Source organism: Amycolatopsis sp. BJA-103, assembly GCF_002849735.1.
Classification (GTDB): Bacteria; Actinomycetota; Actinomycetes; order Mycobacteriales; family Pseudonocardiaceae; genus Amycolatopsis.
Genome location: NZ_CP017780.1, coordinates 2,058,158 through 2,072,954, shown reverse-complemented (window position 1 = coordinate 2,072,954; position 14,797 = coordinate 2,058,158). Strand labels below are relative to the sequence as shown.

Sequence of the window (14,797 nt, the reverse complement as noted above, 5' to 3'; positions counted from 1 at the left end):
CATCGGGAACACCCCCGTCATCCCACTGGTGCAGGCCCTACCAACGGCGGGCCTGGCTTCGTTGCTGGAGATGTCGGGCAAAGCTTGGACCAGCCAACCGCCGACGTCATCGGCTCACACGCTCGACCACGAGGAATGACCGTCGGCGCCCCGGGCGAATTCGGCGGCGTACGCGGCTTCGCCCAAGGCATCGCGCGCTCGCGCCGCGATGCGGTCGACGTCGTCCTGTTCACCGGCGGGCAGGGGCATCCCGACCGAACGCCGGGCCGCCTCGGCCTGTCCGAGCAGCCTCGCCGCCTGCCCGGCGTGACCCGCCAGTCCCTGTGCACCGGCCAGGCCCTCCAGTGCCAGGGCGATCGTGCGGGGATCCCCGGTGCCGCGGGCGACGGACAGGCCTTCCTGCTGGAGCTTCAGCGCGGAAGCCGCCTCGCCCCTCAGCTCGGCGACGAATCCCAGTTCGGCGAGGATCAACGCGGGCAGACCGGTTTCGTGCGCCATCTTCCGGTGCAGGTCGAGCACGTTCCGCAGGTGTGTCTCCGCGGCATCGAGGTCGCCTTCCCGGCGCGCTCCCATTCCGAGCCCGATCTCGGCGAACAACTCGGCGACCACGTTCGACAGCTCGACCGCGAGCAGCCTCCCGCGCTCGTGGAACTCCCGGGCTCGCGGATAGTCCCTGGTGAGCAAAGCGATCCGGCCCAGCCCCGAAAGCCGGAAGGACACCTCCGTCCACAGCCCGAGCTCCTCGGCCATGCGCAGGCCCTCACGGCACAGCCGTGCGGCGCGTTCGTAGTCGCCAGTCGACTCGGCCAGTGCCTGGAGCGGCTCCATGGCCTTCACTTGCCCCCACTGATCACCCAGCTCACGAAAGAGCTCCAGGCTCTGCTCACCGTGGCGCCGCAGCGCGTCGAAGTCCCCCACCAGCATGGCGTAGAACGCAAGGCTGCTCAGCGCGGCGGCTGTGCCCCATCGGTCGTCGAGCGACCGGAATGTCGCCAGCGCCGATTCGGCCAGCTTCCGGCTCGGCGACACATCGCTGATGGCGAACAGGTTCAACCCCAGGAACCATTCGGCGCGAGCCTTGCCGAGCGGATCGTCGATCTCCTCGTACGGTCGCAGCGCTTCGCGGCATTTCGCGACCGGGTCGGCGCTTCCGCCGAGCAGCAGCCGGACGCCGCCCAGCCGGCCCGTGGCACCGGCCACCAGTGCGGGCGGCGCGTCGGCGCCGACCGACAGCGCCAGCGCCAGCGACCGCTCGGCCTCGCCGTTCCGCCCGCGCAGGTACCAGTACCAGGCCATCGCGTTGACCAGGCGCAGGGCGTGTCCGCCGTCTTCGGCCCGTACGGCGCCTTCCAATGCGGTCCGCAGATTCGCGGCCTCGGCGTCCAGCAGGCGAAGCCACCGGCGCTGCCCGTGCTCCCGCAGCCGCGGCTCGGCCCGCTCGGCCAGTTCCGTGTAGTACGCGCGATGCCGGAGCTGGAGCGCGTCGAACTCACCGGCTTCGGTCAGCCGTTCGAGGCAGTAGGCGGTGACCGACTCCAGCATCCGGTACCGGGCGCCGTCGTGCGTGTCGATCAGGACGACCAGCGAACAGTCCACCAGCCGGGCGAGGAGGTCGAGGACCTCCGCCCGGTCCACCCCGTCCCCCGCACAGACCTCCTCGGCCGCGGCGAGCGTGCAGCCGTCGGCGTGCACGGCCAGGCGCCGCAGCACCACCCGCTCCGGCTCGCCCAGCAGGTCCCAGGTCCAGTCGATGACCGCCCGCAGCGTCCGCTGGCGTGCCGGGGCGCCTCGCGTGCTCACCAGCAGGCGGAAACGGTCGTCCAGCCGGGCGGCCAGTTCGTGCACGCCCAGGGTCCGGACCCGGGTCGCGGCCATCTCCAACGCCAGGGGAAGCCCGTCGAGGCGGCGGCAGAGGGAGACGACGGCGTCGACGGTGGTCTCGTCGAGGACGAACCGTGGCGCGGACGCCGCCGCTCGCGCCACGAACAGCTCCACGGCGCTGAACCCGCATATCTCCTCAAGGCTCAGGCCCGCCTCGGCCGCCGGGCGTACCAGCGGAGGCACTTCACTGAGCCGTTCACCGGCGACACCGAGCGGGAGCTGGCTGGTGGCCAGGAAATGCAGGGCAGGCGCCACCTTCAGCAACTGCTCGGCGAGTTCCGCGACGGGCGTGGCGACGTGCTCGCAGTTGTCCAAGATCAGCAGGGTGGGCCGGTCACCCACGGCGCGTGCGACGCGTTCGGCCCGCGGCAGCGGCTTCCCGGAATCGTCGCGGACCCCGAGTGCCGCGTCGACCACCGAGGTCACCTCGGTCCGCCCCGGTGACGGATCGAGCGCGGAGAACTCTGCCAGGTGGACGCCGCCGGGAAACGCCGAGCCGAGCCGAGCGGCGACAGCCAGCGCCAGCCGCGTCTTGCCGACGCCGCCGGGCCCGGTCAGCGTCACCAGCCGATGCGCGCTCAGCAGCGAACGCAGCTCCTCGATCGCCTCGTCGCGGCCGACGAGGCCGGTCAGTGGGGCCGGCAGGGTGGCCGGCGGGCGGGCCACGGTGGTCGCGGGGACGGGCGGGGCGGCCAGCGCCGGATCCTGGGTGAGGATCGCCTGGTACAGCGCGGTGAGTTCGGCGCCGGGATCGACCCCCAGTTCCTCGACCAGCCGGGTGCGCAGATCGGTGTAGCTGCCGAGCGCGGCGCTCTGCCGTCCGGCCAGGTACAGCGCCCGGACGTGGACCGCGCGCAACCGCTCCCGTAGCGGATGCAGGGCGACGAGGTCTCCCAGCTCGTCGGCCACCAGCGCGTGTTCGCCCAGCTCGACCCGAGTCTCGGCGGCTTCCTCGATCGCGGTCAGCCGCTGCTCCTCCCACCGGGCGGCCACGGCACGCGCGAACTCCTCGTCGGCGAAGCCGGCGAACGCGGGCCCGCGCCAGACGGTCAGCGCGTCCGAGAGCAGAACGGCCCGTACGTGTGGTTCGACGGCCTTGCGGGCCCGGGTCAGCAGTTCCTGGAAGTGGTCCGCGTCCGTGCCACCTCGCAGTTCGTAGCCGAGCGGCCCCGACACCACCAGGGAGCGCGCGCCCGGCTCGGCGTCCTCCAGCGCTCGCCGCAGCTGCCACACCTTGGTCTGCAGCACGGCGAGCGGATCACCCGGCCGCTTGGCGCCCCACAGGAACTCGACGAGCCGGTCGGCGGAGACCGGGTGTCCGGCGTGCGCCAGGAGACAGGCCAGCAGCGCACGGACCTTCCGTCCGGGGACCGCCACCGTCGCCCCGCCGGCCGCCCACACCACGAGTGGCCCGAGCACTCCGAAACGCATACGGCCAGGCTAACCCCCGGACCGAGAGAGAACCGAGAGCGGCTCAGGAGCGGCACGGCGCACCGTTCGGGCATGTCATCGAACACCGAGGAAACCGGCATCCGGAAAGCCGGGACCCGGGAATGGCTGGGGCTCGCCGCGCTGGCCCTGCCCACCCTGCTGATCGCCCTCGACCAGAGCGTCCTGTACCTGGCGTTGCCGCATCTCGCCGAGGGATTGCGTCCCACCGGCACCCAGACGCTGTGGATCATGGACATCTACGGCTTCATGATCGCCGGCTTCCTCATCACCATGGGCAGGCTCGGGGACCGGGTCGGCCGCCGCAAGCTGCTGATGATCGGCGCCGCGGCCGTCGGCGTCACCTCGGTGCTGGCCGCCTTCTCCGGCAGTGCCGAGCAGCTCATCGTCACCCGCGCGCTGCTCGGTATCGCCGCCGCGACGCTGATGCCCTCCACTCTCGCGCTGATCGGCACCCTGTTCCACGACCCGGCCCAGCGCGGCCGCGCCATCGCGGTCTGGGCCGGATGCTTCATGGGAGGCACCGCGCTCGGACCGGTGATCGGCGGCGCGCTGCTCGAGTTCTTCTGGTGGGGCTCGGTGTTCCTGATCGGCGTGCCGGTCATGGTGATCCTGCTGATCGTCGCCCCGCTCGTGCTGCCGGAGTACAAGGACCCCGACGCCGAACGACTCGATCTGGTCAGCGTCGTGTTGTCGCTGGCGTCGATCCTGCTGACCATCTACGGGCTGAAGGAGCTGGCACGCCACGGCCTGGCGACCACACCGGTCGCCGCGCTCGTCGCAGGCATCGTCCTCGGCGCGGTGTTCGTGAGGCGGCAACGCAAACTGGCGGACCCGCTGCTGGACCTGGGCCTGTTCAAGATCAGCGCGTTCGCCGCGGCACTGGTGATCCTGGTCGTCACGATGATCGGCACCGGCGGGGCGTACCTCTTCGTCACCGGGTTCCTCCAGATGGTCGAAGGGCTCTCGCCGCTGGACGCGGGCCTGTGGCTGGTGCCCGCGGCCCTCGCGTCGATCCTCGCCGCGCAACTGGCCCCGATCGTCGCCAAGCGGTATCCACTCGGGACCGTCCTCGGGGCGGGCCTGCTCGTCGGCGTAGTCGGCTACCTGCTGCTCGCCTTCGTCGAACCGGGCGGGATGCCGCTGCTGGTGACCGGTTTCGTGATCGTCTTCGTCGGCGTCGGCACCCTCGGCGCGCTCGGCACCGACCTGGTCGTCGGATCCGCCCCACCGGAGCGGGGCGGATCCGCCGCGGCCCTCTCGTCCATCGGCGGTGACCTGGGCACCGCGCTCGGCATCGCCTTGTTCGGCAGCCTCGGTAACGCCGTCTACCGCGGTGTCGTCGAGATACCCGGCGGCGGGCCCGCCGTGGAAAGCATGGAGAACGCCGTCACGACCGCCCAGTCCCTGCCCGGCGATGCCGCCGCCGGGCTGCTGACCGCCGCCGGGGAGGCCTACACCAGCGGACTCAACGCGATCGCCCTCGCCTGCGCCGTCGTCTCCGCGATCAGCGCGGCCATCGCACTGACCGTGCTGCGCAAGAAGGCCGCGGCATGAGAACACCGGCTCGACAGATCGAGCCCCACTTGTGCCCATCGCGCTCCTGCCCACTACACCAGGTCAAGACGTAGCATGGTGATCAGGCGGCGGCGGTCGATCGGCCGCCGCTGTCATCCTTCTTCGGTTCTCCTCGCATGCCACAGCCGGTTCTGACCGGTCCGACTCACTCCACAGGAGACCCTCCATCACTGTTCCCGTCGTTCTGCCGTACGCCGTCAGCGCTCCTCGTTCCCTCACCGATGTGTACGGTCCCGGCATCGCCGTCTGCGCACGCCCCGAACTGGCCGCCACCGAACCTGTGAACAGGCACCGCCACACCCGCGACGTGGTTTCCGCGCGACCGATCGCTGTCGCGGCCGACATGCCCGTGATCTGCAGTGCCGGTGGCACGGACCCGGATTTGCTGGCACACCTGCGTGACAGCGGCCTGCCTGTCGGCACCGACCTGCGCGAGTTCCGAACCGAAAGGGAATTCGCCACCCGCGTGACCGAAGCGATATCCGACGGCCTGCTGATGTCGATGGAATACCCGCAGCCGACCACGCTGTGCCCGGACGAACGCGCGCTCAAAAGCGCGCAACTCGTCGGCTATTTGAACAACAAAGCCAGCATCACCACGTTGGTCGATCCACGTTTCCAAGCGCACCGCAGCGTCGTGACCCGCGGGCAACTCGCGGAGGCGGCACCGGCGGAGAAGTCGTGGGTTCTCAAGGCCGCGACCAACGACGCGCACGGCGGCAGCCTCGATGTCTATCTGCATCAGGCCGACGAACAGATCACGCTGCCGGCTTTCACCGATGTTCTCAACGAGTTCGTCGTCGAGGAGTACCTGCAGATCCTGCGCAACTGGGGCCTGCAGTTCTACGTGGCTGCGGACGCGCGGGCCCGCCTGCTGGCCGTGACCGAACAACGCGTCGACGCGATCGGGGTCTATGCCGGCGGCAGATTCGGTGCGGTCACCACTCCTCCTGCCGAACTGCTCGCCGAATGCCTGGCGATCACCCAGCGCGCGGCCGATGTCGGCTACCGCGGCCTGTGCAGTCTCGACTGCGCCGAAACCCGGGACGGCCAGCAGGTCGTACTCGACCTGAACTTCCGGATCACCAGTGGCTCGATCCCTTTGCTGGCGATGCAGTCCGCCCGCCCCGACACCCTTGACCACCCCGCCGAATCCGTGAAGCTGACCGTCGCCGGTGCACTCACCGACCTGCTCGCCGAGATCCGTCCGGCCTTGGCCGCCGGCGGCCTGCTCGTCGTGGCCGGTCATGACACCGGCCACACGGACAATCCGATCCGGCAAAGCACCCTGCAACTACTGGTCCTCGGGGACGACCCCGACGAGGTGACCGCTCGACGCCGTGCGCTGGAAGAGAAAATCGGCCAATAGCGTTCGGCCGCGGAGTGAAATCCTTACCCCGCAAGAAGTCCTGAACGAGCAGGATCCCACTCTTGACGTGTCTTTCTCTGGTTATCAGGGAAAGACACGTCAAGGACAGGATGGTTTGTTCGCATGTCACTGGTAACGTACGGCGTCGTGTTCACAACAGTCGAGCGAGACCGTGTCCGTGACGAGCTGGTGGCGGCGGCAAAGGCCGAACCGAGGGTCACGGCGGCGGGATTCGCCGGATCAAGTGCACACGGCAAAGAAGACCGCTGGTCGGACATCGACCTGGCGCTGCGCTTGGCTCCCGACGTCGACTACGACGAATTCGTCGCACTATGGACCGAATCGCTCTATCGCAAGCACAATGCGATCACCCATCTGGATGTGCGGGCGGGAAACACGTTGTTCAGGGTGTTCTTGCTGCCCGGCACTCTCCAGGTCGATATCGCGTTCTGGCACGACGAAGACTTCGGCGCGACCGGTCCGCGTTTCGAAGTGCTTTTCGGTGAAGCGAACGATGTCGAGAAGACAAAGTCACCGATGGCGCGGGACCTCATCGACTGGGCTTGGCTCTACGCGCTGCATGCCAGGTCGAGCATCGCCAGGCGTCGAGTCCGGCAGGCGGAATACATGATCAGCGGAATGCGCGACGGGATCTTCACTCTCGCTTGCCTGCGCCACGATGTGCCCGCCACTCAAGGCCGGGGCATCGACGATCTCCCCGCCGAGACGGCCGACCCGATCATGGACGCGCTGGTGCGCTCGGTGGACCCCGCCGAGCTGAGCCGGGCGTTCACTGCCGCGTGCGAGGCTTTGCTGACCGAGGCCGAGCAGGTCGATCCGGACTACGCCGAGCGGCTCGCACCCTCACTCCGCGAGTTGGCCGCCGGCGCAAACCCGTGACCGACGAGGGCCGCCCGGTTGTCAGCGGGACAGCGCGGCGATGAGCGGGCCAGGGTCGGGGTGCTCCGACGTGCCTTGCAGGATGACGGAGGTGGCGCCGGCCGCGCCCAGTTCGGCGATCAGGGCGCGGGCCCGGTCGCCGAGGGCGGGTGCGTCCTGCTCGATCTCCGCGAAGGTGACTACCTGCGGCGCCGGCCGTCCCGCGGCCCGTGCGGCCTCCGTGGCACGGGCTTTCTCCGACGCGACGTACTCGGGGGTGGCGAGCGGGGAGTCGAGGAGCACGCCGTCGCCCACCTCTCCGGCCAGCGCGACGGTCTTCGGCCCCCGCGCGCCGATGATCAGGGGCGGGACCTGCACCGGCGGCCAGTCCAGTGCCACCGCGTCGAGGGTCACATAACGTCCGGTCACGCTGACGGTCTCGCCGTGCAGCAGCCGCCGGACGGCGTCGGCGTGCTCGCGCAGCAACGTCATCGGCGACGCGGCCCGGGCGCCGACCTGCGCCATCCAGTCGAGCACCCCGTGCCCGACGGCCGGGACGAACCGGCCGGGGAACAGCCGCGCCAGCGTCGCGATCTCCATGGCGGCGACGGCCGGGTTGCGCAGCGGCACCGGCATCAGCCCGATCCCGACGGTGAGCCGCTCGCTCCACGCCAGCGCGGCCGCGGCACTGGTGGGACCACCTTCGAGAAAGCAGTCTTCCCACAGCCACAACTCGTCGATACCGGCCTCGTCAGCCGCGACGACGGTCTTTCGCAGCTCCTCCGGCGGCAACTGCGGACGGAACACCACACCAACACGAACCTCGGCCATACCTTCTACGCTAGTCCCACCTCCCGGATCTCCGCCGCAGAACCGATCAGGTTTTCGCGCCGCACCCGTCTGTACAGGTGAGATCGACTCACGGAGGCTGACGCATGCGGAAACTGACCTTTGGCATGAACGTGACCCTGGACGGCTACATCGCCGCGCCCGGCGACGACCTCGGGTGGAGCGGGGGCGAGGGCCCGGACTCGTCACCGAGCGACGAGCTGTTCCAGTGGTGGTCCGACCGGGTGGCGGCGACGGGCCTGGCGCTGTACGGGCGCAAGCTGTGGGAGGCGATGAGTTCCCCCTGGCCGACCGCCGACCGGCGGCCCGGCGCCACACCGGCGGTGATCGAGTACGCCCGTCGCTGGCGGGACATGCCGAAGGTGGTGTTCTCCTCGACGACCGGCACGGTCGACGGGAACACCCGCCTGGTCACCGGCGACGCGGTCACCGAGATCACCCGGCTCAAGGCCGAGGACGCCGGCCCGATGGACATCGGCGGCGCGACGCTCGCCGGGGCGGCCATGCGGGCCGGGCTGATCGACGAGTACGTGCTGGTCACCGTGCCGGTCTTGGTGGGCGGCGGCACGCCGTTCTTCACGGCGCTGGACAGCTGGGTGAACCTGAACCTGGTGGAGACCCGGACGTTTCCCGGTGGCGTGATGTTGACCCGATACGAGACGCGGCACTGATGGGGACTCGGGTGATCACAGTGTCCGCGGCAGGCCCAGCCATGGTTTGCCGGCGGCGTCGAATCCGGTGAGATCGGCGATCTTCCCGTCGACGATGTGCAGGACCGCGATGGCGAACAGCCGGTACTCCGGGTCGTCGGGGGTGCGCAGGTACAGCACGGCGGCGGGCATGCGGTTGACGGTCGTGGCGATACCGCGCCAGTCGTCGTGGCCGCGCTGGAAGAGCCCACCGGAGACCCAGCCGTCCACCGCGTCCTCGGCCGTCATGAGCACGGTGCCCGACTCGGGCAGCATCGCGAAGCGCAGGTCGTCGCGCAGCAGGGACATCAGCCCGTCGAGGTCGTTGCGCTCGTGGGCATCGATGTAGGACTTCACCACGCCGCGCTCGTCACTCGACAGCTCGTGGGTGGCGGGGCTCCGCCAGTCGAGGCGGCGGTCGGGCAGCTGTTCGCGCATCGTCACGCGCGCCCGTTGCAGTGCGCTGGTCACCGAGGCGACGGTCAGCTCGAGGACTTCGGCGGCCTTCGACGCCGGCCAGCCGAGGACGTCGCGCAGGATGAACACCGCCCGCTGCCGCGGCGGGAGGTGCTGGACGGCGACGATGAACGCCAGTTCGATCGTCTCCCGCGCCACCACCGATTCCTGCGGGTCCTCGGGGAGCATCCGGTCGGGGTACGGCTGCAGGTACAGCAGCTCGGAGCCGGGGTCCGACAGCCCGGCCGGTACGGGTGTGCGGTCGTTGCGCTTCTCCAGGAAGTCGAGACAGGCGTTCGTCGCGATCCGGTACAGCCAAGTCCGCAGCGCGGCGTGGCCTTTGAACGACTCCCGCTTGTTCCACACTCGCAGGAACGTCTCCTGCGTCATGTCCTGGGCGTCTTCGTAGTTCGCGAGCATCCGGTAGCAGTGCACCTGCAGCTCACGCCGGTGGCGCTCCGTGATGAGCGCGAATCGCGCCGTATCGCCTGAGCGGGCCACCGCGATGAACGCGGCCTCGTCGGCGCCCAGCGGTCCAGCGTCGGTCATGGTCATCGATCCTTCCACCGGGGCGAGGGGGTCACCAGAAATGACGACGCGGCGGAGGATTTCTGATCGGTGGAGTCGCTGACACTGGGCCGTCGTCAGGGAGGCCGGGTCAGGTAGGTGGCCGCGGACGGCCGAGCGGGTGCACCGGATCCCGGCACACCCGCTCGGCGAACAGCGAAGTCAGTTGGTGGTCGTAGCCTGCGTTTCGCTCTCGATCACGCCGACCTGCTCAGGATCCTCCGGGGCGGCCATGTGGCGAATGCTCTCGCTGCCCTTGTGGTCGTGGGCGCGGGAATGCCGGGAATCCAGCAGACTCCTCAGTTTGTGCGCCGCACCGGCGTACGCGTCGTCCACCGTCGCCGCATGATGGGTGACCACGACGGGTTGCTTGCCTCCGGGGCGCGCTTCGATCACGCACTTCTTGTCTTCCGCCTTGGCACCTCCGTTGTCGCTGAGGTGCACCTCCACCCGGGTCAACCACCCTACGAACCTGGACAGGCTGCTCTCCAGATCCGTCTTCACGTAGGTGGCCAGGCGTTCGCCGCCGTGGACGTTGTGGTCGGTGTTGACTTGGATCTGCACGAGCACCCCTCCGCAGGAAGACAGCGATGATCTCCTTCAGTACCACGGGGACGAGTGGTTCAAACCGCACACGAGGATCGCGCCACCAAGGCCGCACAGCGTGACAGCGAGATGTGCCGCCGGCGCGCCATCTCCCTCAACTCCGCACCCGCCCGCCCACGACTGACCCCGCGGGCGACCAGCACGGCGATCGCTCGCTCGACATCACCAACGGGCACGAGCGCTTTCCTGCGAAACGACAACAAGATTCCTCCAGCGAGCCTTCACAACGACTCCTCGCCACGTACCCATCGGCGGACGGATGAAACCTCCTACTTCGATGTTTGGCGCGGCACAGGCAGGGGAACAGGTAGGCAACGGTCCCCAATCGTGCCGGCAGATTCGTTTCGGCCGCGCAAAGAAAAGAGAGAGTCACCATGATCGTGCTCGGAGTCATCATCCTCGTGATCGGCCTGATCGTCGGCATTCCCGTGCTGACCACCATCGGCGCCGTACTCGCCGTCGTGGGTGTCGTTCTCGCGATCCTCGGCGGCACGGGACGCAAGGTGGGCGGCCGCGCTCACTGGTTCTGAGCCGGCCCTTCCCGCGAGGCCCCGGTCCACGCTCGATCGGACCGGGGCCTGTTCCGCTCCGGCCACGCTTCGAGCGCGGCCGGATCCAGTCTTCGCCTGGTCTCCTTCGATCCGAAGAACGGACATGCCGTCCGCCGCGTCAGCCCGTGACTGCGTGGCGGACGGCATGTCCGCTGTGACCTCAGATTCAGAGCAGCAGGGCTTGCGCTAGTCGGGACGGCCGACCTGGGTGTTCGCCAGGTCGAGACCGATCGCGAAGTCCGCCGTATAGCTGGTTCCGACCTGCTGTGGACGCAACAGCATTTGAGCTCCGCCACTGCGGTAGATCGAGTCGCGGCTGTTGGTCGTGTCGGCCGGGCCTTTCCGCCGGTACGGTTCGGTCCGCAGATAGGCCGCGCCGAACTCGGGCGTGAAGTAAAGCTGCGACGTGAACTCGTACGGCCGGCCGTTGGTTCCGGTGGTTCGAATTTTGACGTGGATATGCAGCGTACGTCCCGTATACCAGCCTGGCAGAATGGTAGTGAACCGGGCAACCCCCGATTGGTCGGTATTCTGATAGCCGCGCAGGAATCGGCGGCCGGAACTTCCCTGCGACGGAATGTCCGAATACAGCCCGAACGCGTCGCACTGCCAGAGGTCGATCATCGCTCCCGGCAGTGGCGTGCACACCTGCTGGCGAATCTGCTGAATGGTGAAGTTGATTGCCAGCGCAGTGCCGGGAACCAGTTGTCCAGTGGCCGGCTCACTGCGGATATCGGAGCGGTTGAGCCGCTCGTCCACGAAGTACGGGCCCTCCATTTGTTCTGGCTTGACCACGCAATCCAGCGTGCAGATCTCGGGTGTGCCCGTGGTGGAGGTGGTGGCACTCGCCGTCGCGGATCCAGCGGCGGCGAGTGTCGCACCGGCGGCGCCGAGCAGAATCAACGCCTGCCGCCTACCGAGCACTCGTCCTACTGGCTCGTCATCGTCATGCATGGATTTCCTTTTCGCCGAATGATGGGAGCGGGAACTGAGCGCGACAAGAGCTTGCCGCAGGGTGCCGCGCGGATCCGATTGTCCGTCATGGCCAGTCCACTGTCGAGAAAGTTCACTCTGGCGCATCATACTTCGACATGAGCAGTATCTTTGATGGGCCAAATTCTCGAACCTCTACTACGGCATTTCGCCTACGACTTTATGAGGTTCAGGTTGAAAAAGTACAACAACAGCGACTATTTTCGCTTACCGCGTTTCGGGGAGGCAACTCATTTCGCATGCGGGGCGCGGAAGTGGCCGGGAGCGGGACACGCTCCCGGCCACCGATCCGCTACCCGGGCAGGACGTTGGTCCACTCGGCGTTGATCCCGGCACCGGCGGGGTTGGCCACCTTGTACACCGCCCCGTCCATGGTGACGAAGACCGACGTCCCGTTCACCCGTCCGGTCGCCGGATCGACGACGAGCCGCTCGCCCTCGGGCAGCAACAGGCCATGCCCGCCCGGCACCGCACCGAGGTTTTGGACACCTGGATAGCCGGCGATCAAGCGGAAGGCCGTGGCCCGGACCTCCGGGGTGGCCGGCAGTGCGGACACCAGTGAGATCAACGACTGGAAGCCGGCTCGTTCCCGGTCGCTCGCGGTGAGCCTGCCCGCGCTCGTCCTGGCGTCGCTGCGCTCGAGGGCCTCGGCGATCCAGGCCTTCAACGCGTCCGGGTCCGCCGGCAGGGCACGCAACTGCTCGAGGGTCAGATCGACGGCGACCAGCGAGAACGGAGTGGCCGAATGCGCCCCGATCGGCATGACCTCGCCTCCCGTCTTCGCTCCCCGCATCCACGACTGGCCGTCCGGCTTGATCCAGTACTCGTACCCACTCGAAACAGCGGCGCCGTCCGCCTCGGTCACCTTCACGTGCCAGTAGGTGCCAGACCCCTCGGGGGAACGCTCGGCGGCGGTGGCGGCCGCGAGCAGGATCTCCTGCCCACTGACCGTTCGCACCGGCGGACCGTCGACCGGTGCGACCGGCATGGCCGCGATCGCCACGGCGGCAGCGGCGGCCGCCGTGAGCCCGGCCCCCGCGATCAGCCATCCGGTCCGCCGCCGGGAGACCCGGCCGCCGCGGATCCGGTTCTGGAGCCGGTGCCTGCTGCGGTCGACCACGTCCTGGGACGGCTCGTCCGTGGCCAGCGCGGCGCGCAGCGTCTGCAGGTCATTCATCGAGTGCCTCCGGGGTGAGGATGAAGTTGAGCTTCTTGCGTGCGCGGTTGAGCCGGGAACCGACCGTGCCGGAGGAGATACCGAGCGCCGCGGCCACTTCCTCGTACCCGAGCTGGCCGAGCGCCACGAGCATCAGCACGTCCCGTTCCCCGGCCGACAGCCGCGACAGCGCGTTCGCGAGCTGAGGAAGCAGCCGCCGGGCGGCCACCGACGCGACCACCCTGCTCTCGTGCCCCTCGACCGCCGGTGCGACGCTCACCCGTGCCAGCGCCCGATAGTGGCGAGCCTCCCTGCGGCGGTGCCTGGCCACCAGATTCGTGGCGATGCCGAACAACCAGACCCGCACCTCACCGCGTTCGGCGTCGAACGTGCCACGCCGGTCGAACGCGACGAGGAACGTCTCCGCGGCGATGTCCTCCGCGGTCTGCGCGTCCAGCCGGCCGGCCACATACCGGTAGATGGCCGCGAAGTAGCGGTCGTGCACTTCGGTGAACAGCTCCGGGTCCTGAGGCAACCGGGCGGCCAGGTCGGCATCGGTCACCTGCTCGCCCGTTCCCGCCGTCATATGTCCGCCTCTGACATGTGGATCCTTCCCGTCGACGGTCAGCTTTCACCACCACTTCGCCGTCGGCCGGTTTCTTCTTCCCATCCAGCTGCGACTCACCGGCATGACAGGACTCGGGGCTTGCTGTTTATCGGGTCGCTGTCGGCGTGGTGGCGCGGCTAACGTGGCCGAATCGATCATCCGCGCTTCGAAGGACGGCCCAGCCGATCATGAGCACGTCGTACGTCCACCGGATCACCAAATACGACCCAGCCGATCGCGACGACCGGGGCGTGTACCGCGGGTCCGAGGACGTGTCGAGCGACCATGGTCCGGTGGAGGGCGCCTACCTCGCCGCCGTGACGGCCTTCGCCGAGGACACCGGCGTGACCCTGCTGAATATCCGCGACCCCTCGGTCACTGGATTCGTCCACTTCGGAGTAGAGCCGCCCATCGACGGCCACGGACTGCACGGGCTCTTCCCCGCCGACCTCACCGGCTACCACGACGGCGCACAGATCACCCTGGACGTCGGGCGTGAACTGGTGCGCGCCATGCTGCGTGACAACGGCGCCTGGTGCCGGCTCGAGGCCGAAGACCGGTTCTTCGTCCACGTCGGCTACGACCAATACATGTACATCGGAAGCGACCAACCGTGCGGACGTGCGGTCGCGCTGACCACCGCGAACGGTTTGTTCGCCGAACCGGTGGACGGCTCGCCCTACGACCCGGATGACGGCGAGCCGTGCGAATCGCGTCCGGCGGACGCGGCGTTCTGGGCCGAGGTGGCGGCACTCGTGGCGCAGCGCGGCGGGGTCCTATTGGAAGAGCAGGTCGTCGGCAACCGTTCCCGTTGGCATCGGCTCACCGCCGGCACCGTGCCGACCTTGGGCCAGCGCGCCCTGCTGAACGTATGGCCGGACCTGTCCACCGATGTCCCGGCAGTGCTGCGCACGATGTCGCCGGAATTCCTCGGCTGGGCCGTCATTGAGCACGCGGACAGCCGCATCCAGGGCTTCCACGCCGACGGCCATGACCGGGCGGGCCTGGCCGAAGCGTTCGCCGGCGCCCGCGCGGCCAGCCTCCTGTCGCTCACCACCGACGACCACAACCCGCTGTTGGTGGCCGTGCGACCGGACGACGACGGAATCGTCCGCGCCCGCTGGCCCATCTGAATCACGGCGGACGTCCGCTCCTCGGTTGACCGCG

The 14,797-nt window shown here is 68.9% G+C and carries 13 protein-coding genes; 6 read left to right on the top strand and 7 right to left on the bottom strand.

Annotated elements, in window-relative coordinates:
- Window positions 1-114 precede the first annotated feature (114 nt).
- The gene (locus BKN51_RS09110) at window positions 115-3,312 is read right to left on the bottom strand and encodes an ATP-binding protein (protein WP_101607232.1); all 3,198 of its coding nucleotides are present in this window, start codon (window positions 3,310-3,312) and stop codon (window positions 115-117) included.
- A gap of 72 nt (window positions 3,313-3,384) precedes the next feature.
- On the opposite strand from BKN51_RS09110, the gene BKN51_RS09105 reads away from it, so the two are divergent.
- The 3 genes from BKN51_RS09105 (at window position 3,385) to BKN51_RS09095 (ending at window position 7,177) form a co-directional block, all read left to right on the top strand.
- Entirely contained in the window at window positions 3,385-4,887 is a 1,503-nt protein-coding gene (locus tag BKN51_RS09105) for an MFS transporter (protein ID WP_101607231.1), read from the top strand.
- 244 nt (window positions 4,888-5,131) lie between these two features.
- Complete coding sequence (locus BKN51_RS09100) at window positions 5,132-6,277, top strand: hypothetical protein (protein WP_101607230.1); 1,146 nt, start codon at window positions 5,132-5,134, stop codon at window positions 6,275-6,277.
- 189 nt (window positions 6,278-6,466) lie between these two features.
- Entirely contained in the window at window positions 6,467-7,177 is a 711-nt protein-coding gene (locus BKN51_RS09095) for a nucleotidyltransferase domain-containing protein (protein ID WP_233224172.1), read from the top strand.
- 21 nt (window positions 7,178-7,198) lie between these two features.
- On the opposite strand, the gene BKN51_RS09090 is transcribed toward BKN51_RS09095, so the two are convergent.
- Window positions 7,199-7,987, bottom strand: coding sequence for an LLM class flavin-dependent oxidoreductase (locus BKN51_RS09090; protein ID WP_101607228.1), 789 nt, complete (start codon window positions 7,985-7,987; stop codon window positions 7,199-7,201).
- 104 nt (window positions 7,988-8,091) lie between these two features.
- Here BKN51_RS09090 and BKN51_RS09085 point away from each other — a divergent pair, with 104 nt between their 5' ends.
- Window positions 8,092-8,676: a dihydrofolate reductase family protein gene (locus BKN51_RS09085; protein ID WP_101607227.1), complete on the top strand. Its 585-nt coding sequence runs from the start codon at window positions 8,092-8,094 to the stop codon at window positions 8,674-8,676.
- 15 nt (window positions 8,677-8,691) lie between these two features.
- On the opposite strand, the gene BKN51_RS09080 is transcribed toward BKN51_RS09085, so the two are convergent.
- Window positions 8,692-9,699: an RNA polymerase subunit sigma-70 gene (locus tag BKN51_RS09080; protein ID WP_101613133.1), complete on the bottom strand. Its 1,008-nt coding sequence runs from the start codon at window positions 9,697-9,699 to the stop codon at window positions 8,692-8,694.
- Window positions 9,700-9,879: 180 nt separating this feature from the next.
- A complete protein-coding gene (locus BKN51_RS09075; protein WP_233224173.1) occupies window positions 9,880-10,287 on the bottom strand; it encodes an HPF/RaiA family ribosome-associated protein in 408 nt (135 codons plus the stop codon).
- 410 nt (window positions 10,288-10,697) lie between these two features.
- On the opposite strand from BKN51_RS09075, the gene BKN51_RS09070 reads away from it, so the two are divergent.
- On the top strand, window positions 10,698-10,853 hold the full coding sequence (locus BKN51_RS09070) for a hypothetical protein (RefSeq protein ID WP_101607226.1): 156 nt from the start codon (window positions 10,698-10,700) through the stop codon (window positions 10,851-10,853).
- Window positions 10,854-11,060: 207 nt separating this feature from the next.
- On the opposite strand, the gene BKN51_RS09065 is transcribed toward BKN51_RS09070, so the two are convergent.
- From BKN51_RS09065 to BKN51_RS09055, 3 genes are all read right to left on the bottom strand, one after another.
- Window positions 11,061-11,828 carry a dioxygenase family protein gene (locus BKN51_RS09065; RefSeq protein WP_101607225.1) on the bottom strand — a complete coding sequence of 256 codons (768 nt, stop codon included), beginning with the start codon at window positions 11,826-11,828 and terminating at the stop codon, window positions 11,061-11,063.
- Window positions 11,829-12,159: 331 nt separating this feature from the next.
- Window positions 12,160-13,044: a CU044_5270 family protein gene (locus BKN51_RS09060; RefSeq protein WP_101607224.1), complete on the bottom strand. Its 885-nt coding sequence runs from the start codon at window positions 13,042-13,044 to the stop codon at window positions 12,160-12,162.
- Window positions 13,037-13,609 carry an RNA polymerase sigma factor gene (locus BKN51_RS09055; protein WP_168214296.1) on the bottom strand — a complete coding sequence of 191 codons (573 nt, stop codon included), beginning with the start codon at window positions 13,607-13,609 and terminating at the stop codon, window positions 13,037-13,039. The genes BKN51_RS09060 and BKN51_RS09055 overlap by 8 nt, the downstream gene beginning before the upstream one ends.
- Before the next feature lie 209 nt (window positions 13,610-13,818).
- On the opposite strand from BKN51_RS09055, the gene BKN51_RS09050 reads away from it, so the two are divergent.
- Window positions 13,819-14,763 (top strand): RNA-binding protein, encoded by a 945-nt coding sequence (locus BKN51_RS09050; RefSeq protein WP_101607223.1) that lies wholly within the window; start codon window positions 13,819-13,821, stop codon window positions 14,761-14,763.
- Window positions 14,764-14,797 lie beyond the last annotated feature (34 nt).

Bases quoted from the DNA above. Each gene is read 5' to 3' on its own strand.
- BKN51_RS09085 (WP_101607227.1), top strand. From the start codon at position 8,092: ATGCGGAAACTGACCTTTGGCATGAACGTGACCCTGGACGGCTACATC.
- BKN51_RS09105 (WP_101607231.1), top strand. From the start codon at position 3,385: ATGTCATCGAACACCGAGGAAACCGGCATCCGGAAAGCCGGGACCCGG.
- BKN51_RS09055 (WP_168214296.1), bottom strand. From the start codon at position 13,609: ATGACGGCGGGAACGGGCGAGCAGGTGACCGATGCCGACCTGGCCGCC.
- BKN51_RS09050 (WP_101607223.1), top strand. From the start codon at position 13,819: ATGAGCACGTCGTACGTCCACCGGATCACCAAATACGACCCAGCCGAT.
- BKN51_RS09090 (WP_101607228.1), bottom strand. From the start codon at position 7,987: ATGGCCGAGGTTCGTGTTGGTGTGGTGTTCCGTCCGCAGTTGCCGCCG.
- BKN51_RS09110 (WP_101607232.1), bottom strand. From the start codon at position 3,312: ATGCGTTTCGGAGTGCTCGGGCCACTCGTGGTGTGGGCGGCCGGCGGG.
- BKN51_RS09060 (WP_101607224.1), bottom strand. From the start codon at position 13,044: ATGAATGACCTGCAGACGCTGCGCGCCGCGCTGGCCACGGACGAGCCG.
- BKN51_RS09070 (WP_101607226.1), top strand. From the start codon at position 10,698: ATGATCGTGCTCGGAGTCATCATCCTCGTGATCGGCCTGATCGTCGGC.
- BKN51_RS09065 (WP_101607225.1), bottom strand. From the start codon at position 11,828: ATGCATGACGATGACGAGCCAGTAGGACGAGTGCTCGGTAGGCGGCAG.
- BKN51_RS09080 (WP_101613133.1), bottom strand. From the start codon at position 9,699: ATGACCGACGCTGGACCGCTGGGCGCCGACGAGGCCGCGTTCATCGCG.